This window comes from Paenarthrobacter sp. CCNWLY172, from assembly GCF_037402035.1.
Taxonomy (GTDB): domain Bacteria; phylum Actinomycetota; class Actinomycetes; order Actinomycetales; family Micrococcaceae; genus Arthrobacter.
In genome coordinates this window covers 20513-38689 of record NZ_JBBEGB010000006.1, presented here as the reverse complement: position 1 = coordinate 38689, position 18177 = coordinate 20513, and the positions used below count along the sequence as shown (strand labels likewise).

Genomic DNA, 18177 nt, shown 5'->3' with positions numbered 1-18177 from the left:
GCCGGACAGCCGCCGGCCAACGCTTGTGAGCGTCTGCCGGCGGCTCTCAGCTGCCGTAGAAGTTGCCTTGCGCGGGGGTGCCGCGCCTGACGATCCTAGTTGTCCTTCTTGTCCTCTTTGTTGAGGCGCGCAATGGTTTCTTCGGGCGTCTCAACTGCGGCAGGAGCTTCAGCATCTGCGGTAGTCAGCGAAGAAGCGTCGTCCGGTACAACCGGGGCTTCCTCAGCGGGCGCTTCGACTACCTTGGTGACGGCCTGGCGGTGAACCGTGGCCTCGTTACCCGGGGAAAGTTCGATGACAACCTTGTTCTCGGCTTCGTCGATGGAGACGATGCGGCCAAAGAGACCGAAGCTGGTCATGACGTCGACGCCCGGAGCGAACTTGGACTGCATTTCAGCCTGCTGCTGCTGGGTCTTCTTGTTGCGGCGGAACATCATGAAGACAAAGAGTCCAAGCATGACGAACAGCAATATGGTCATTGGATCCACAGGGAAGTTCCGTTCTGTACTTACGTTTTGGTTCACGGCAACGTCCCTGGCAGATCCGCGGGCGGCTGCATGGATCAAGGACTCGAACGTGCCGAGCGTCATACCAGTCTAGAGGGAAAAGCTGAACACGGCGTGTTAACCGACGGTATCTACGCTTTCGGCGTGGTTTTCATCCTCGCCGAAGAGTGCCAGTGCTTCCTGACCGAAGACTCCGGCCGGCACGGCATAACCGAGGTGCGTCCACGCTGAAGCCATGGCGATACGGCCGCGCGGCGTGCGACCCAGCAGTCCTTCACGCACCAAAAACGGCTCGGCTACGGTCTCCACCGTTTCCGGCTCCTCGCCAACGGCAATCGCCAGGGTGGACAATCCCACAGGACCGCCATTGAACTTGGTAATGAGGGCTTCCAGCACGGAGCGGTCCAGCCGGTCCAATCCCCTGGCATCCACTTCATACATGTCCAAGGCCGCTGAAGCAGACCGGGCGTCAATCTGGTCAATGCCGTGAACCAGGGCCCAGTCTCGAACCCTGCGAAGGAGACGGTTGGCGATTCGTGGAGTACCACGCGACCGGCCGGCGATCTCCGTAAACCCGGCCGAGTTCACTTTCAGGTCCAGCAGGCCTGCAGATCGGCGAAGGACAAGCTCCAGTTCAGCAACCGAGTAAAACTCGAGGTGACCTGTGAAACCGAAGCGATCACGCAACGGTCCCGGCAGGAGGCCGGCACGGGTGGTGGCTCCTACCAGCGTAAACGGGGGCAACTCCAGGGGAATGGCCGTAGCGCCGGCTCCCTTGCCCACCACAATGTCCACCCGGAAGTCTTCCATGGCCATATAGAGCATTTCCTCTGCCGGCCTGGACATCCGGTGGATTTCATCCAGGAACAGGACCTCTCCCTCGGACAGGGAGGAGAGGATGGCGGCGAGGTCTCCGGCATGCTGGATGGCAGGACCACTGCTGATACGCAAGGGCGCGTTCATTTCTGCCGCAATGATCATGGCCAGAGTTGTCTTGCCCAGGCCAGGTGGGCCGGACATCAAGACGTGGTCGGCACTGCGTCCGCGCATCTTTGAGGCCTCGAGGACGAGGGCCAGTTGCTTACGGACGCGATGCTGGCCGACAAAATCATGCAGGTTCTTAGGACGGAGTGCGGCCTCGATGACCCGCTCTTCCGGTTCCTCTCCCCCGTTGACCAGTGACTGCTCAGCCACGGTTGCCTACGCGGTTGCCGGCGCGTGCGCCGTCCTGGCCCAGCCACCGCAGAGTGGCGCGGAGGATCTGGGCCACGTTACCGGCCTCCACCAGTTCCGGAGAGTCGGCCATGGCTTTGTCGATGCTGCCCGTAGCGTCCTTCTCGGACCACCCCAGGCTGGTCATGGCAGCGACTACCTGGGGCTTCCACTCGGCGTTGGTGGCAGTCTGGGCAGCAGTGGTTGCGGAGCCGGTGCCATGCGGAACCAGTTTGCCCGCGAGTTCCAGGACGATCCGGCCGGCCACCTTGGGCCCGATTCCGGGGACCTTGGTGAACGCCTTGCCATCACCGGTGTGCGCTGCCACACGGATTGCTTCAGGCTCGTGCACGGCCAGGACGGCCAGTGCCAGCCTCGGCCCCACTCCGCTGACGCTGAGCAAGACGTCGAAGACTTCACGTTCGTCATCATCCGCGAAACCGAACAACGTGAGGGAATCCTCACGGACGATCATGGACGTGAAGAGCTTGGCTTCGGTTCCAACTTTGAGGTGGCTCAGGGTTTGGGGGGTGGCGAAGACGTTCATACCCGCCCCGTTGAGGTCAATGACGGCGGTGGACAAACCCACGTGGGCTACGGTTCCACGGAGAAAACTGATCAAGACCCGGCTCCTGAATGATTGTGGCCCAAGCGGACTATCCGAACATATCTACGAATACCCTAGCAAGGACGGCGGGGAATCACCGTGCGCGGCGCGCTTTGGCTTCCGCGTCGGCCCAGGCCTTCTGCGCCGGAGTCAGCGAACCGGCACCGGAGGATCCACCCGCTGCGCCCATACCGGTGCCTGCCCGCCATGCGTGGGTCAGTGCGAGGGCAAGGGCGTCTGCAGCATCGGCCGGCTTGGGTGGAGCGTCCAGGCGCAGGATCTTGGTCACGAGTTTGGTGACAGCATCTTTGTTGGCCGTGCCACTGCCGGTCACTGCGGCTTTGACCTCAGAGGGAGTGTGCAGGGCCACCGGAATACCACGGCGGGCGGCCGCAGCGATCACCACCCCTGACGCCTGGGCGACACCCATTACTGTACTGACGTTCAGCTGGGAGAAAACGCGTTCGACGGCGACGACGTCCGGCTCGTGCCGGTCCAGCCATTCATCGATCGCTTCGGCAATCACCAGCAGGCGCTTGTCCAAGGTCTGGTCGGCGGAGGTCCCCACCACTCCGACGGCCACCATGGTAGCCCTGCGGTTCCGCTCAATATCGACGACGCCGATGCCGCAACGGGTAAGGCCCGGATCGACTCCCAATACGCGAAGAGTCAAGTCCGGGCCTTCCTGGTTGAAATCAACATTGGTTGCTGCCCCGCCTAGTCGGCGTCGAGGGCAGCCTGCACTTCCTCGCTGAAGTCCGCATTGCTGTAGACGTTCTGGACGTCGTCCAGGTCTTCCAGTGCATCGACGAGCTTCATGAACTTCCTGGCACCATCGACATCGAGTTCCACCTGCATGGACGGAACGAATTCGGCCTCATCAGTTTCGTAGTCGATGCCGGCGTCTTTAAGGGCGTCGCGGATGGCCTGGAGGTCCGAGGGCTCGGAGTGGATTTCCCAGTTCTCGCCGCTGTCCTTCACTTCCTCAGCGCCAGCTTCCAGGACAGCCATCAGGATGTCGTCTTCGCTGAGGCCGTTCTTCGGCAGGACCACAACACCCTTGCGGGCAAAGAGGTAACTGACCGAACCGGGGTCGGCAATGGTGCCGCCGTTGCGCGAAATGGCAAGGCGGACTTCCGAAGCTGCCCGGTTCTTGTTGTCCGTCAGACATTCGATCAGCAGAGCAGAGCCCTGCGGACCGCGTGCTTCGTACATGATTTCCGTGTAGTCGACTACCTCACCAGTGAGGCCGGCACCACGCTTAATGGCGCGGTCAATGTTGTCGTTGGGTACCGAGGTCTTCTTTGCCTTGGTGACCGCCAATTCCAGGCCGGGGTTGCCGGCGAGGTCCGGACCTCCCATTCGGGCAGCAACTTCAATGTTCTTGATCAGTTTTGCGAACGACTTTGCACGCCTGCCATCAATAATGGCTTTCTTATGCTTGGTGGTCGCCCATTTGGAGTGGCCTGACATGCTTTACGCTTCTCCTCTGATCATTCGAATAAAGAGTTCATGCACGCGCTTCTCCCCAGTCACTTCCGGATGGAAAGAGGTGGCCAGCAGGTGGCCGGAGCGCACTGCAACAATTCTAGCCACTCCGTGCAAAGCAGCTGTGTGGCTGGCGTGGTCGGGATCAACCTGCGCCAGGATTTCGACGTCCGGACCTACCCGTTCCACCCAGGGACCGCGAATGAAGACAGCGTGAACGGGATCCACGCCGGACTCCCCGGCGCTGAAGTCCAGGCCCTTGAAATCGAGATCCGTTTCGAAGGATTCACGCTGGCGCCCAAAAGCGTTCCGGCGCACAGTGATGTCCAGGCCGCCGAAAGTCTGCTGGGGATTTCCGTTAAGGTCCTTGGCGGGATCGGCGATCTCATCGGCCAGCAGGATCATTCCGGCGCAGGAGCCGTACACGGGAAGCCCGTCTGCGATGCGCTTTTGAATCGGATCGCGCAGTTCGAAAATCCGTGACAGTTTGTCGATGGTGGTGGATTCGCCGCCGGGGATGATCAGGCCGTCAACATCGTCCAGCTCGGACGGACGGCGGATGCCCACGCCGGCGGCTCCAGCGGCCTCCACAGCGTGGATGTGCTCGCGGAAGTCGCCCTGGAGTGCCAGAACGCCGATCCTGAGTCCTGAACCCACGCGCGATGAAGCGTCGGAAAGGGGGTTGGTCATTGATCCATCATAGTGCGCTGCGCCTGCTGCGGCGTCTTCTGCGACCACCGGGGAGTCCCGTCAGTCCGGGTTCCATGCCATGACTGGGATATATTACAGAGCATGCTTTCCTTCAGCGTCCCCCTCGGCAAGCTGGTCCGCACACTGTCCCGGCTTCGGGGCGGAGGATCAGCTTTTCCCGGCCTGGTGGTTGAGAAAATCGACCCCGGCTTCATGCAGCGAACGCTGGCCTCACTCCCCCACGGCGTGGCCGTGGTCAGTGGCACCAACGGCAAGACCACCACCACCAAGATGGTGGTGGAACTCCTCGAAAGCCAAGGCCTGAAGGTCTTCACCAACCGTTCCGGCAGCAACTTCACCCGTGGCGTGGCCGCCTCCCTCCTCGGCGAAGTTGACTGGCGCGGACGGCTCGATGCCGACATCGCCATCCTGGAACTCGACGAAGCGCATGCCGTGCATTTCGTCAACAAGGTTGAGCCCCGGTTCAGCCTCCTGCTCAATGTCCTGCGTGACCAATTGGACCGCTTTGGCGAAATCGATAAGACTGCCCGCTTACTGGAGCACATCGCCTCCAGAACCACGGATACTGTGATCCTGAACCGTGAAGATCCCCGCGTGGCCCGGATCGCGAAGGTCCTTCACGACGTTGATGCACTTCACCACCCCGCCGTTCGGTACTTCGGCCTCGATGAATCGCTGCGCAGCACTTTCCCGAACGACGACGAAATGCGAACCACCGGCTCCGGCCCGTCGCCGTCGGGAACTCCGGTGGCCGCTGCGGAAGGCGAGCCGGTAGAACTGCCGGACGCCGACGTCGTGCTCCGCCGGGTGGGCGCGCAGGACGCCGATTTCGAGTTCGACGGCGAAACCGTCAGTACCGCGATGAAGTTGCGTGGGGTTTACAACATCTTCAACGCTGCTGCCGCCTTGTCGCTGGCGCGCGCGGTCCTCGGCACCGGCCCCGTGGACACTCCCAAACTTGTCAAAGCCCTGGGTGAAGTAGCTCCCGCCTTTGGCCGCGGCGAAAGCCTCACCGTGGATGGTCAACCCCTGGAACTTGTCCTGGTGAAAAACCCCAGTGGATTCCGGCTCGGGCTCAAGTCCTTCCCTGCCGGTGGCTACGCCACCATGATTGCCATCAATGACAACTACGCGGACGGCAGGGACATGTCCTGGCTTTGGGACGTGGAGTTCGAGTCATTGCGCGAGGATGGCGTGGAAGTCCTCACGGGCGTCCGCGCCTACGACATGGCGCTGCGGCTGCAGTACGACGAAGTGCCCTTCGGCGTGGTGGAACCGGACATCACCGCCGCCCTGCGCACCTTCATCAACGGCTCCCGCGGCAAACCCAAACGAATTTTCTGCACGTACACCTCCATGCTCGCGATCCGTCGCGAACTCGCCAAAATCACCATAGTTGAGGTGGTCTCATGACCTCGGAAGTACAGCCAACGCCGGAGACACAGCCCGAATCGCCACAGCCCGGGAAGGGGACCCTCCGCGTCCTCCAGCTCTACCCCCGCGAGATGAACATTTATGGCGACTGGGGCAACGCCCTGGTCCTCCAGCAGCGCATCAAGTGGCACGGCTACACACCGGAGCTGCTGGAGTACAACGTGGGTGACGAATTTCCCGAGGACATCGACATTGTGGTCGGTGGAGGCGGACAGGACAGCGGACAGCTTGTCATCCAGGACGACCTGCAGGCACGGGCGGAGCACCTCCGGGAACTGGCTGATGGCGGTGCCCCCATGCTGGTGATCTGCGGCCTCTACCAGCTTTTCGGCAAGTTCTTCAAAACCAGCGCTGGACCGATCATTCCCGGAATCGGCATCCTCGACGTCGAAACCCACGGCACGGATGAGCGGCTTATTGGAAACGTGATCATGAAGTCCACCGAGTTCGGCGACATTCTGGGCTACGAAAACCACAGCGGACAGACCACCTTGGGTCCCGGCGTCGAACCTCTTGGGACCGTCACCAAAGGTGCCGGTAACAACAGCAAGGACGGGCACGAAGGTGCGCGCTACAACAATGTGGTGGCCAGTTACCTGCATGGCTCATTGCTGCCGAAGAACCCCGCGATAGCCGACTTCCTCATCCGAACGGCGGCCGAGCGCAAGTACGGCACCTTCATACCGGGCAAGCCCGACGACGACTACGCCCGCCTCGCGCGCGAACACGCCGCCCGCCGGCCGCGGTAGGCGCTACTTCTCCTTGGTGATCAGCAGTTCATGCGCGCCTGCCGTCGCGGCGCCCATGGACTCAACCACTTCTTTGGTTCGTTGGTAAGTGGCAGCGTCGGCTGCCGGTGATGCGCAGACTCCTTGTGGAGCGTCGCTGGCCACTGAGCACCATCGGTAGGGATCGCGGACAATCACCGAAGGTGCCCAGGCAAGGTCCGAGGCGGTCCACGCACCGGCGGCGTTCTGGCTGAACTGGGCCCTCACCAGCAGCCCTTCGTTATTGAGTACGTACCAGGGCGACAGCTCGGTGACACCGTTGCCCAGTCCGTACACAATCCACGTGCCCTTGTAGTTTTCGATCGGCAGCACAGAGTGTGTGTGGTGCCCGTAGATCATGGTGAACTGCCCGCTGTCCACCAACGCGTGCGCAACATCCTGCTGCTGGGCATTGGCTTCGCTGGCATATTCGTCGCCTGCGTGCATCACTCCCAGGACGATGTCCGCTCCCAACGCCTTGGCTTGCGTTGCCTTGGCGATCATGGCTGCGGGATCAAGCTCGTCCACCAGCCACGGGTACTCGGGGATCTGGCCGTTGTGGCCGTAGGTACCGATGATGACTGCCACCTTGGCAGCCTCCGTTTGGAGCATCAGGATTTCCTTGGACTCCGCTTCGGTCTGGTAGGAGCCTGTGTGCTTGAGTCCGGCTGCGTCCAGGGCATCGAGTGTCCGCAGAAGCCCGTCGGTCCCTCGGTCAATGGTGTGGTTGCTCGCCGTGGTGCAGGCCTGGTAGCCAACCTCCTTGGAGGCGGTGATGATCTGCGGCGGGACGTTGAAGGACGGATAGGCCGAGAAGGGCCCTTCGGGCGTCGCCACCGGTGTTTCCTGATGACAGATGGCGAGGTCGCTGTTGCGGATATAGCGCCGCTGTCCTTCAAGGAGGGGCACGAATGTGTACCCGGGAAGGCCGGCCGCCGCGGCGTCGGCCCTTGCCTGTTGCCATAACTGGGTGTGGACCAGCATGTCGCCGGTCACGGTGATGGAGGTACAACGAAGTGCGGGGCACGCTGGGCCTTTGCCGGGAGTGGGGTTAGGCGCCGGAGTGCGGGTTGGCTTTGGGGACTCCGACGCGGGAGCAGAGGCCGCCGTGCTGCGGTCCTTGTTATCAGTCTCGGCAATGACGCCACAGGCGCCCAGCGACAATGCAGCCAAGGCGGTGATTGTCACGAGCATGGCCCGTGAACGACGGATCCGTTCTGCCGCAGATGTGATGTTCCCCATGGTTTTCATCCTACGGCGGATGAGCTGCACGCCCGGGCGTGCCGCTCTTGAGGACACGATTCTTACGTGAAAGAGTCACTTCATGACCAATCCCCTCCTGAGCCCCAGCCCCCTGCCGTATGGACTTCCGGCGTTCGCCAGCCTCACCCCTGGGCACTACGCCGAAGCTGTCGATGCCGGTTTGGCCAGCCACCTGCAGGACATCCAAGCCATCACGGACAACCCCGAACCGGCAACCTTCCAGAATACGGCCGTAGCCATGGAACGCTCCGGGCTCCTTCTGGACAGGGCTGCTGCAGCGTTTTTCACTGTGGTTTCGGCCGATGCCTCCGATGACATCAAGGCCCTGGAGACCGGGTTGTCACCCAAGTTCTCAGCGCACCAGGACGCCGTGTACATGAACCGTGCCCTGTATGAACGGTTCGCCGCTATCGACGTCTCCGATCTCGACCCGGAATCCTCCCGGTTGGTCGAAGAATACCTGAAGGAGTTCCGGCAGTCCGGGATCCAGCTTGATGCCCCTGGACAACAACGCCTGCGGGATGTCAACGCAGAACTCTCGCGGTTGGGAACCGAATTCGGCCAGCGGGTCAAGGACGGCATGAAGTCCGCTGCGCTCCTGCTCGACGACGCCGGAGACCTGGCCGGGCTGCCGGCCGAAGACGTCACAGGGGCCAGCGAGGCAGCAAAAGCGGCAGGGCACGACGGCAAGTACCTGCTGACACTCATCCAGCCCAGCAACCAGCCCGCTATCGCGTCGCTGGAGAACCGGGCCATCCGGCGTCGTTTGTATGAAGCGTCCCTGGCACGCGGCATCAGCGGTGGGGCCATGGACGTGCGGGACCTCGTGTCTGCTACTGTCCGGCTGCGCGCGGAGAAGGCACGCCTTCTGGGTTTCACGAATTATGCCGAGCTTGTAGTGGACCAACAGACCGCACCACATTTCGGCGATGTGGAGGCCATGCTTGGCCGACTGGCCCCTGCCGCGGTCCGGAACGCGCAATCCGAGGCCGAGGCCTTGGCCGCTTCCGCCGGGCATGACCTGGAGCCATGGGACTGGGCCTACTACTCCGCCAGGGTCCGTAAAGAGAAGTTCGAAGTTGACGAGCAAGCGCTGCGCCCCTATTTCAGCTTGGAAAGTGTCCTCTCAGACGGCGTCTTCCATGCTGCCACCCAGTTGTACGGCATCACCTTCCACGAGCGGTCCGACCTTAATGGCTACCACCCGGACGTGCGCATCTGGGAAGTGCGTGACGAGGATGGGCACGGAATCGGACTGTTCCTGGGCGACTACTACACCCGTGCTTCAAAGCGGGGTGGCGCGTGGATGAATTCCCTGGTCGAACAGTCCAGCCTGCTGGGAACAAAGCCGGTGGTGATCAACAACCTCAACATCACCAAACCTGCTCCCGGCGAGCCCACGCTGTTGACCCTCGACGAGGTCCGCACCGTATTCCATGAGTTCGGCCATGCACTGCACGGGCTGTTTTCCGAGGTCACTTACCCGCGCTTCTCCGGCACATCCGTTCCCCGGGACTTTGTGGAGTACCCGTCGCAGGTCAACGAAATGTGGATCATGTGGCCCGAAGTCCTGGCCAACTACGCCCGTCATTACTCCACCGGGGAACCCCTCCCCCAGGCCACCGTGGACAAACTCAATGACTCACTGCTGTGGGGCGAAGGATTCGCCACCACCGAGTACCTTGCAGCTGCCCTTTTGGACCTGGCCTGGCACGTGTTGGCTGAGGCGGACGTTCCAGAGGACGTCATAGCGTTCGAAGCCAAGGCCCTTGCCGGGGCCGGCGTTGCCCATCCGCTGATTCCACCGCGGTACCGGACCGGCTACTTCCAGCACATCTTTGCCGGCGCGGGCTACGCAGCCGGCTACTACTCCTACATTTGGAGCGAAGTACTGGATGCGGACACTGTGGAATGGTTCAAGGAGAACGGCGGCCTGACACGGGCCAACGGCGCCCATTTCCGATCCGAACTCCTCTCGCGGGGCAACAGCCGTGATCCCCTGGAGTCCTTCCGGGCGTTCCGGGGCCGCGACGCAGAACTGGAACCCCTCCTGAAACGACGGGGACTGGAATAGAAACGACGGCGGCCGGTCACCTCGGAAGGTGACCGGCCGCCGTCGTACGGTTAACTCTTACCAGCCGCGTTCTGCGAGGCGGTGGGGCTGGGGAATGTCGTCGACGTTGATGCCCACCATGGCTTCGCCCAGGCCGCGGGAGACCTTGGCGATGACATCCGGGTCGTCGTGGAACGTGGTGGCCTTCACAACGGCGGCGGCGCGCTCTGCCGGGTTGCCCGACTTGAAGATACCGGAACCAACGAACACACCGTCGGCGCCGAGCTGCATCATCATGGCAGCATCAGCCGGGGTGGCGATGCCACCGGCGGTGAACAGCACCACGGGCAGCTTGCCGGTGGCGGCAACTTCCTTGACCAGCTCGTACGGGGCCTGCAATTCCTTGGCCGCAACATAGAGCTCGTCCTCGGGGAGGGCGGCGAGTTTGGCGATCTCGGAACGGATCTTGCGCATGTGCCCGGTGGCGTTGGAAACATCCCCGGTACCGGCCTCGCCCTTGGAACGGATCATCGCCGCGCCCTCGTTGATGCGGCGCAATGCCTCACCGAGGTTGGTGGCACCACAGACGAAGGGGACGGTGAAGTTCCACTTGTCGATGTGGTTGATGTAGTCCGCCGGGGTCAGGACCTCGGACTCGTCGATGTAGTCAACGCCGAGGGACTGCAGGACTTGGGCTTCGACGAAGTGGCCGATGCGGGCCTTGGCCATGACCGGGATGGACACGGCGGCGATGATGGCATCGATCATGTCGGGATCGGACATGCGGGACACGCCGCCCTGGGCGCGGATATCGGCCGGGACACGTTCGAGCGCCATGACGGCGACGGCACCGGCATCCTCGGCGATGCGGGCCTGCTCGACGTTAACGACGTCCATGATGACGCCGCCCTTGAGCATCTCAGCCATGCCCCGCTTGACGCGGCTGCTGCCCGTGACGCTGTTCGCGGACGAACCGGCTTCGTTGCTTACATCTGGTGTAGACACAAAAACCCCTATGGGTAGATAAACGACCTATTTGCCGGAGGCACGCGCAGCCACACGACCGCAATCAGAGCACACCGGGTTTTCAGGTCAAGGTGACCAAGTACTAGTAATAGTAGTCGCACGTTCCATGGTGGGAGTACATTCATTACCGCTCCGACGGGCAACAAAGGACGCCGTGGTAGGACAGGTGCACAACCCGCGGGGGACGAGTTTGGTCGTATGCCAGTTCCCTGCGGACAGGCGGCTTGTTAGCCGCTAGCCCGCAGCAGTACCGTCGGCCTCGGCCATGGCCTGCCGGTGCACGGTGGACATCCGCTGGATGATGGTGACAACGCTGGCCAGCGCCAGCAGGATCAAGGTCCCGAACAGCACCACGGGCGGAAGCCCCAATCCGGTCAGGCCGGTGATGAGCAGGACGGACGCCAAACGCTCGGCCCGCTCAGCGATGCCAACGCTGGCCTGATATCCCAAGGACTCCGCCTTTGCCCTGGCATAGGAGACAACCATGCCAAGGACAAGGCAGACGACGGCGGCAGTTCCAATCGCGGGATCCTCGCCATGGGTGAAGAACCAGATGGTGATGCCGGCAAAGATCGCGCCATCAGCCAGACGGTCCAGGGTGGAATCCAGGAAATTGCCCCAGCCGCCACTCCTGCCTTGGAGCCGCGCCATGATGCCATCAACGACGTCGGAGAAGGCGAAGAACGCCACCAGTACAGAGCCCCACCACAGGTGGCCGAGCGGATACAGTACCAAGCCGCCCAGGATCACGCCCGCCGTACCTGCCATGGTCACTGCGTCAGGGGAAACCCCGATCCTGAGGAGCCAACGGGCAAGGGGTGTGAAAAGTGATGTGAAAAAGCCGCGCGCATGCCTATTCAGCATTCGACTCCCCCGGCCAGGCTTCGGCCACGAGCTTGCGGACTTCGTCCAATGTCTGCGTGATGGCCTTGGTCTGGGCGATGATCGGGAAGAAGTTGCCATCCCCGCCCCAGCGTGGGACTACGTGCTGGTGAAGATGCGCGGCGATTCCTGCGCCGCCGGTCACGCCCTGGTTCATGCCCAGGTTGAAGCCGCTGGGGTTGGATACTTTCCTCAAGACCCGCATGGCGGTCTGTGTGAGTTCGGCGAATTCGGCAGTCTCTTCCACAGTGATGTCCGTGTAATCGGGCACGTGGCGGTAGGGACAAATCAACAGGTGCCCCGGGTTGTACGGGAAAAGGTTGAGGACCACATAGCAGGTCCTCCCCCGGTACACGATCAGGGATTCCTCGTCCGAGCGCGCGGGTCCCACACAGAACGGGCAGTCGTCCTTGTTCTTGAATTGATCCTGCCCGCCCTTGATGTAGGCCATGCGGTGCGGAGTCCACAGGCGCTGAAATGCGTCCGGCACGCCCGCCAGTCCGAAATCATCGGTTACGTCGGCGTCGTCCGGAATCCCAGCTGCCGCGCCTGTGTTCTCCTGCACCGTCTCTGCGTCCGTTCCGTCAGCTCTCGCGGTTCTTGACGGCGTCCACAATCCTGCGGACCGCCTCGGCCACGGGCACGCCGTTGTCCTGGCTGCCGTCACGGAAGCGGAATGAAACTGCGCCCGCCTCGGCATCCTCACCTCCGGCAATCAGGACGAAGGGAATCTTGTCCTTGCTGGCCGTGCGGATCTTCTTGGGGAAGCGGTCCGAGGAGATGTCCACTTCGGCCCGGATGCCGGCAGCCTTGAGCTGGCCCACGACGTCGAACATGTAGTCGTTGAATGCCTCGGCCACCGGGATGCCCACCACCTGGACGGGAGCGAGCCAGGCCGGGAAAGCGCCGGCGTAGTGCTCGGTGAGGACGCCCATGAAGCGTTCCACGGAACCGAACAGTGCGCGGTGGATCATGACGGGCCGCTGGCGGGTTCCGTCCGCAGCCTGGTACTCGAGCTCGAAACGCTCGGGCAGGTTGAAGTCCAGCTGGATGGTGGACATCTGCCAGGTCCTTCCGAGGGCATCCTTCGCCTGGACGGAGATCTTGGGACCGTAGAAGGCAGCTCCACCCGGATCCGGCACCAGTTCCAAACCTGAGGCAGCGGCAACTTCGGACAACGTGCGGGTGGCTTCCTCCCAGGCAGCGTCGTCACCAACGAACTTTTCTTCGTTCTTGGTGGATAGCTCCAAATAGAAGTCATCCAGGCCGTAGTCCTTGAGGAGGCCCAGGACAAAGTTCAGCGTAGTGGTGAGCTCGTCCTTCATCTGCTCGCGGGTGCAGTAGATGTGGGCATCGTCCTGTGTCATGCCACGGACGCGCGTCAGGCCGTGCACAACGCCGGACTTTTCGTAGCGGTACACCGATCCAAATTCGAACAGGCGCAGCGGAAGTTCGCGGTAGGACCGGCCGCGGGAGCGGAATATCAGGTTGTGCATGGGGCAGTTCATCGGCTTCAGGTAGTAATCCTGGGCCGGCTTGCGCACGGTGCCGTCTTCGTTGAATTCGGCGTCCACCTGCATGGCCGGGAACATACCGTCCTTGTACCAGTCAAGGTGTCCGGAGACCTCGTAAAGGTGACCCTTGGTGATGTGCGGTGTGTAGACGAACTCGTAGCCGGCATCCACGTGGCGCTGGCGGGAGTAGTCCTCCATGGCCTTGCGGATGATGCCGCCCTTGGGGTGGAACACCGGAAGGCCGGATCCCAGCTCGTCCGGGAAGGAGAAGAGGTCAAGTTCCACGCCAAGCTTGCGGTGGTCGCGCCGTTCGGCTTCGGCAATCCGCTCCTGGTAGGCCTTGAGGGCTTCCTTGGTGGGCCAGGCGGTTCCGTAGATGCGCTGGAGCTGCTGGTTGTTCTGGTTGCCCAGCCAGTAGGCCGCCGAAGAACGCGTGAGCGCGAAGGCGTTGGAGATGATTTTGGTGTTCTGCAGGTGGGGACCGCGGCAAAGGTCGCACCAGATGCTCTCGCCACTCTTACGGTCCACATTGTCGTAAATGGTGATGTCGCCGGCGCCGACCTCAACGTTGACGCCTTCCGCGGCGTCGGTTGCGTCGTTCTTCTTGCCCAACAGCTCCAGTTTGTAGGGTTCGTTGGCCATCGCTTGGCGGGCTTCTTCTTCAGTGACCACACGGCGGACGAACTTCTGGTTCTGGTTGATGATCTTCTGCATCATCTTTTCCAGGGTCCGCAGGTCCTCCGGGGTGAACGGCTCAGCGACGTCGAAGTCGAAGTAGAAGCCGTCAGTGATGTACGGGCCGATGCCGAGCTTGGCGTCGGGGCGCAACTGCTGCACTGCCTGTGCCATAACGTGGGCGGTGGAGTGGCGGAGGACGTTGAGTCCATCAGGGGAATCGATGGTGACGCCTTCGACGTCTGCGCCTTCAGTGAGGACCTGGTCAAGGTCCTTCAAAACGCCATTGACACGGGCTACAACGACGTCGCGGCGCTCGAAGAAGAGTTCCGCGCCGGTCGTCCCTTCCGTCACCTTGGTCTCTTCGCCATCGACGATGAGGGTGATCTGTTGGGCATCTGACACGGGTGTCTCCTATTCATGGTTAAGGCTTCATAGCTTGTGGCGTACGGGGACCACAGCCAGCCACCGTCAATCGTATCTGCTTCCGCGGGGGCGGCCAAAGCAGCGCGCCGACGCCTGAAGCAGCCGTCCATCAGCTTCCCAAACCAGTGATGGCAAGGTTCCTGGAGATGCCATGAAGAGCACCTCGATGGGTGTATTCATCCGGTGGATCGCCCCCGGCAGGCAGGAGCTCGGTAAAGGGCAATGTTTCAGGCCTGCTCAGGTCCCAGGCTTTGGTGGCGCTGAGGCTGATGCCTTTGGGACCTGTCCGCCTGGTGGTTCCACGGATCAGCAGCAACCGTGTCCCAAACAGCAGGGGCCCGGATTCTTCCTGGGCCTCATGGAAGAAGACCGAATCCACGCAGCCAGTGCCGTCATCGATGCTGATGAAGACCACGCGCCTGCCGCCGCGCATTGGCGGGGTCTGGGTTGCGATCCTTACCCCTGCCACCAACACTTCTGTGCCATTGCGGAGACCGAGGAGCTGATCCGCGGTAGTGACACCCAGCTTGTCCAACAAGGGCCGGTGGCTGTCCATGAGGTGCTCGCTGACATCGACGGCCATCAAGTCAAGCTCTGCCCTGACGTTGTCTACCATGGAGGGTTCAGGAAGTTCAGGTGCCAGGTTCCTTAGCTCAACATCACCCAAGGCAAAGGACAACTGCCCCTCAATAACGTCGGTGGCTTTTTTGGTGGGACTGCTTTGGAGTGCCTGCAGGTGTTGCACAAGGTCTGCCCGGTTGGCTTTTCCACCGGAGTCTTGATGGAGGGCATCAAATGCGCCAAGTTGGGCAAGCCTCTTGATGTTGGGCTTGCTCACCCTCGCACGGGCCCGCAGGTCTGCCAGGGAATCGTAGGGCTGGCCTGCCACAATCCTTTTCAGCTCAGCCCCTGACAGCCCATAAATTCCCGTGAGGCTCAGGCGGATGCCAAGTTTGCCTTGATGGGGACCTTGCTGGATCTTCTCCACCCGGTATTCTGCATGGCTGCGGTTGATGTCCAAGGGGAGGATGGGGATACCCAGCCTGCGTGCTTCGGCTACCAGGAGTCGCTTGGGATACATCCCGGGATCGTGTTCCCACAACCCTGCAAGGAAGGCCTCGGGATGATGGGTCTTGAGCCAAGCCGACTGGTAGGTGGGCACGGCAAAGGCAGCACCGTGTGCTTTGCAAAAGCCAAAACTGCCGAAGGCCTTCAGGGTTCCCCAGACCTTGTCCACCACCTCGGGCGTGTAATTCCTGATGGCTTCCCGGCGGAAGTAGCTCTCCACTCCAGGCTCATGTACTTCATCTCCCAGAGCCCTGCGGAATTCATCCGCCCTTGCCAGTCCGCATCCGGTCATGACATCAAACGTCTTCAGGATCTGCTCATGAAACACGGTGACCCCATGGGTTTCCTGCAAAACCGGCTTCAGGTCCGGATGAGGATAGATCTCCGGAGCAAACCCGTGCCTGTGCTCAAGGAAGGGCCGCACCATATCTGATTTCATGGGCCCGGGCCTGAAGAGCGATATATCGATGATGAGGTCGTTGAATTCCCGGGGTGCCATCTTTCCAATGAGCTCCCGCTGTCCCGGGGACTCAATCTGGAAACAACCCAGCGTGTGGGTGCTGCGGATCAACTCATAGGTGGGTTCGTCGTCGAAGGGGACAGCATTGAGATCGATCCTGCCATCGTCGGCAATATAGTCCGGACCTGTTCCTCCAGGTTCCACAGGATGACGTCCGGCGGCCACTACTTCAGCTTTGGAGGGATGAAGGCGAATGACTTCCCGGACAGCAAAAGCCATGGCACTTTGCATTCGCACGCCCAGGACATCGAGCTTGAGCATTCCCATGGGATCCATATCGTGTTTGTCGAACTGGCTCATGGGCAATCCCAATCCGCTGGGCTGCACAGGGGTGCGGTCCAGGAGGGTCGCATCTCCCAAAATCACTCCACACGGATGCATGGAGATATGCCGTGGCAAGCGGTCCAACCTTTCGGTAAGGTCCACCAAGAGATCCAGCTGCTGGTTTTCTTCCAGGCCTCCTTGCTCAACCCGGCCTGCAAAGGAGCGTAGTTCCGGTTTCTCAACCAGTGCTTCACGGAATTTGCGGGCTGAAAATCTCCACAACTGTTTGGCAATTTCACCGATCTCGCCATCATCCATTCCCAGCGCCAGGCCTGCGTCCCGGACAGCTCCCCTTGCCCTGTATCCGTTCTGCATGCTCATGAGGGTGACGCGCTCGGCTCCGAAGCGGTCAAAAATCTTTCGATAGACGTTGTGCCTTTCTGCGCTTTCAACATCTAAATCAATGTCGGGCAGGGTGGACCGGCGGCCTGACAGGAATCGTTCAAAGATGAGGTCGTGACGGATCGGGTCCACCTGGCTGATATCGATCAGGTAGTTCACCAGGCTGGACGCACCGGATCCCCTAGCAGCAACCCTGACGCCCATATCAAGGATCATCCTGGATACCTCGGCAACGGTGAGGAAGTAGGGGGCAAAACCCAGCCGGGCGATGATGCCGAGTTCATGCTCCAACCGCGAGCGCAGCTGCTTTTCTGCTTGTCCGGCGATGCCCGGGAACCTTCTGGTAATGCCGGACTGGCAGCGCTGGGTGAGTTCCACCATGGGGTCGCAGTCGATGCCGATGATGGAGGCTTCGGGAACCACGGGTTTCTTCCACCCCATGTCCAGAATGGGGTTGATGCGGCATTTGTCAGCGAGCGCTTCGGTGTTGGCGAGCAGTTTGTGGAGGTCCGCTTTTCCTTGCCCTGCCGCGGCCATGATTTCTTTGCCGAGTTGGTGCATGTGGTGTGCGTTTTTCAGCCAGCCTTGGCCTGTTGGTTGGAGCATGGGCGCTGCCGAGAGTTCGGGGAGGGATTTGAGGGTGCGGGCTGAGTCCAGGACGTCCGCGGTGGCTGCGCCGTCCTGGGCACAGTAGCGCACGGCGTTGCTGAGGACGGCTGGGATGTTGTATTCGAGTGCGAGCTTGAGCATGCGCACGGCGTGTGCGGTGCTGAGCGGTTCTCCAGGGGCGCTGAGGTGGGTGACTACTTCGGTGACGATGGTGCCGGGCGGCATTGCGTCGATCCATTGTTTGAAGAGTGTTCTTGGCCGGAGGTATTTTCTGCCTCCCATGGCCTGACCCACATCTGAGTCCGGTCCGATCATGACTGTCAGCACGGGTTTGAGGGTGTGGGGGTCAAGTGTCCTTGAGGCCAGTTCGCCACGGGTGACTGCGGCGGGGATCGCTCCCCCGGCCTTGCCTGAGGTGCGTGCGTGGGCGTCGGAAATGAGGCGGCAGAGCGCCCGGTAGCCGGCGCCGTTGTTGTTTCCGTGGGCGAGGACGACGACGCGGCCCGCGACCTGGGTGCGGTGGTCGCCGTCGTCATCGAATACAGCCAGGTCCACACCGACGATGGGATCGATGCCGGCGTCCATGCAGGCTTTGAGGTGTTTGATGGTGCCGTACAGGCCGTCGCGGTCCGTGCAGGCGAGCGCCGTGGCGCCGTCTGCTGCGGCTGTTTGGGCGAGTTCGTCGGGCCAGGAGACGCCATAGTGCGCACTGAAGGCCGTGGAGACGTGCAAGTGGGTGAAGCTCAAGGG

Annotated in this window: 15 protein-coding genes; 3 read left to right on the top strand and 12 right to left on the bottom strand. The window is 61.7% G+C overall.

The window, feature by feature from the left end:
• Positions 1–95 precede the first annotated feature (95 nt).
• The 6 genes from yajC to pdxT all read right to left on the bottom strand — a co-directional run bounded on the left by yajC (position 96) and on the right by pdxT (position 4503).
• Complete coding sequence (gene yajC, locus WBN73_RS10785; RefSeq protein ID WP_198318222.1) at positions 96–479, bottom strand: preprotein translocase subunit YajC; 384 nt, start codon at positions 477–479, stop codon at positions 96–98.
• Positions 480–623: 144 nt separating this feature from the next.
• A complete protein-coding gene (gene ruvB / locus WBN73_RS10780; RefSeq protein WP_089595248.1) occupies positions 624–1700 on the bottom strand; it encodes a Holliday junction branch migration DNA helicase RuvB in 1077 nt (358 codons plus the stop codon).
• The gene (ruvA, locus tag WBN73_RS10775) at positions 1693–2340 is read right to left on the bottom strand and encodes a Holliday junction branch migration protein RuvA (protein ID WP_337340253.1); all 648 of its coding nucleotides are present in this window, start codon (positions 2338–2340) and stop codon (positions 1693–1695) included. The genes ruvB and ruvA overlap by 8 nt, the downstream gene beginning before the upstream one ends.
• A gap of 79 nt (positions 2341–2419) precedes the next feature.
• Positions 2420–2998, bottom strand: a complete 579-nt coding sequence (gene ruvC / locus WBN73_RS10770; RefSeq protein WP_337340252.1) for a crossover junction endodeoxyribonuclease RuvC — start codon at positions 2996–2998, stop codon at positions 2420–2422.
• A gap of 44 nt (positions 2999–3042) precedes the next feature.
• Entirely contained in the window at positions 3043–3798 is a 756-nt protein-coding gene (locus WBN73_RS10765) for a YebC/PmpR family DNA-binding transcriptional regulator (RefSeq protein ID WP_089595251.1), read from the bottom strand.
• Between the two features lie 3 nt (positions 3799–3801).
• Positions 3802–4503, bottom strand: a complete 702-nt coding sequence (gene pdxT / locus WBN73_RS10760) for a pyridoxal 5'-phosphate synthase glutaminase subunit PdxT (protein ID WP_207593691.1) — start codon at positions 4501–4503, stop codon at positions 3802–3804.
• A 102-nt stretch (positions 4504–4605) separates the two neighbouring features.
• Here pdxT and WBN73_RS10755 point away from each other — a divergent pair, with 102 nt between their 5' ends.
• Together WBN73_RS10755 and WBN73_RS10750 are read left to right on the top strand one after the other, a co-directional pair.
• Complete coding sequence (locus WBN73_RS10755; protein ID WP_280622940.1) at positions 4606–5937, top strand: Mur ligase family protein; 1332 nt, start codon at positions 4606–4608, stop codon at positions 5935–5937.
• On the top strand, positions 5934–6707 hold the full coding sequence (locus tag WBN73_RS10750) for a type 1 glutamine amidotransferase (RefSeq protein ID WP_207593693.1): 774 nt from the start codon (positions 5934–5936) through the stop codon (positions 6705–6707). The genes WBN73_RS10755 and WBN73_RS10750 overlap by 4 nt, the downstream gene beginning before the upstream one ends.
• A 3-nt stretch (positions 6708–6710) precedes the next feature.
• Here the strand turns inward: WBN73_RS10750 and WBN73_RS10745 are convergent, their stop codons facing one another.
• Positions 6711–7967, bottom strand: coding sequence for a CapA family protein (locus tag WBN73_RS10745; RefSeq protein WP_443193257.1), 1257 nt, complete (start codon positions 7965–7967; stop codon positions 6711–6713).
• A gap of 82 nt (positions 7968–8049) precedes the next feature.
• On the opposite strand from WBN73_RS10745, the gene WBN73_RS10740 reads away from it, so the two are divergent.
• Complete coding sequence (locus tag WBN73_RS10740) at positions 8050–10062, top strand: M3 family metallopeptidase (RefSeq protein ID WP_337340250.1); 2013 nt, start codon at positions 8050–8052, stop codon at positions 10060–10062.
• A gap of 57 nt (positions 10063–10119) precedes the next feature.
• On the opposite strand, the gene pdxS is transcribed toward WBN73_RS10740, so the two are convergent.
• The 5 genes from pdxS to WBN73_RS10715 all read right to left on the bottom strand — a co-directional run bounded on the left by pdxS (position 10120) and on the right by WBN73_RS10715 (position 18174).
• Positions 10120–11046, bottom strand: coding sequence for a pyridoxal 5'-phosphate synthase lyase subunit PdxS (gene pdxS / locus WBN73_RS10735; protein ID WP_017197521.1), 927 nt, complete (start codon positions 11044–11046; stop codon positions 10120–10122).
• 255 nt (positions 11047–11301) lie between these two features.
• A complete protein-coding gene (pgsA, locus tag WBN73_RS10730; RefSeq protein WP_337340249.1) occupies positions 11302–11931 on the bottom strand; it encodes a phosphatidylinositol phosphate synthase in 630 nt (209 codons plus the stop codon).
• Positions 11921–12514, bottom strand: a complete 594-nt coding sequence (locus tag WBN73_RS10725) for an HIT family protein (protein ID WP_337340248.1) — start codon at positions 12512–12514, stop codon at positions 11921–11923. Before WBN73_RS10725 ends, pgsA begins: the two co-directional genes overlap by 11 nt.
• Before the next feature lie 19 nt (positions 12515–12533).
• Positions 12534–14543 carry a threonine--tRNA ligase gene (thrS, locus tag WBN73_RS10720; protein ID WP_207593698.1) on the bottom strand — a complete coding sequence of 670 codons (2010 nt, stop codon included), beginning with the start codon at positions 14541–14543 and terminating at the stop codon, positions 12534–12536.
• 130 nt (positions 14544–14673) lie between these two features.
• The gene (locus WBN73_RS10715; protein WP_337340247.1) at positions 14674–18174 is read right to left on the bottom strand and encodes a DNA polymerase III subunit alpha; all 3501 of its coding nucleotides are present in this window, start codon (positions 18172–18174) and stop codon (positions 14674–14676) included.
• Between the last annotated feature and the right edge of the window lie 3 nt (positions 18175–18177).

What these genes read in the sequence shown, in the direction of transcription:
- yajC (WP_198318222.1), bottom strand. Translation starts at nt 479, where the DNA reads ATGACCATATTGCTGTTCGTCATGCTTGGACTCTTTGTCTTCATGATG.
- WBN73_RS10765 (WP_089595251.1), bottom strand. Translation starts at nt 3,798, where the DNA reads ATGTCAGGCCACTCCAAATGGGCGACCACCAAGCATAAGAAAGCCATT.
- pdxT (WP_207593691.1), bottom strand. Translation starts at nt 4,503, where the DNA reads ATGACCAACCCCCTTTCCGACGCTTCATCGCGCGTGGGTTCAGGACTC.
- WBN73_RS10755 (WP_280622940.1), top strand. Translation starts at nt 4,606, where the DNA reads ATGCTTTCCTTCAGCGTCCCCCTCGGCAAGCTGGTCCGCACACTGTCC.
- WBN73_RS10750 (WP_207593693.1), top strand. Translation starts at nt 5,934, where the DNA reads ATGACCTCGGAAGTACAGCCAACGCCGGAGACACAGCCCGAATCGCCA.
- WBN73_RS10745 (WP_443193257.1), bottom strand. Translation starts at nt 7,967, where the DNA reads ATGGGGAACATCACATCTGCGGCAGAACGGATCCGTCGTTCACGGGCC.
- WBN73_RS10740 (WP_337340250.1), top strand. Translation starts at nt 8,050, where the DNA reads ATGACCAATCCCCTCCTGAGCCCCAGCCCCCTGCCGTATGGACTTCCG.
- pgsA (WP_337340249.1), bottom strand. Translation starts at nt 11,931, where the DNA reads ATGCTGAATAGGCATGCGCGCGGCTTTTTCACATCACTTTTCACACCC.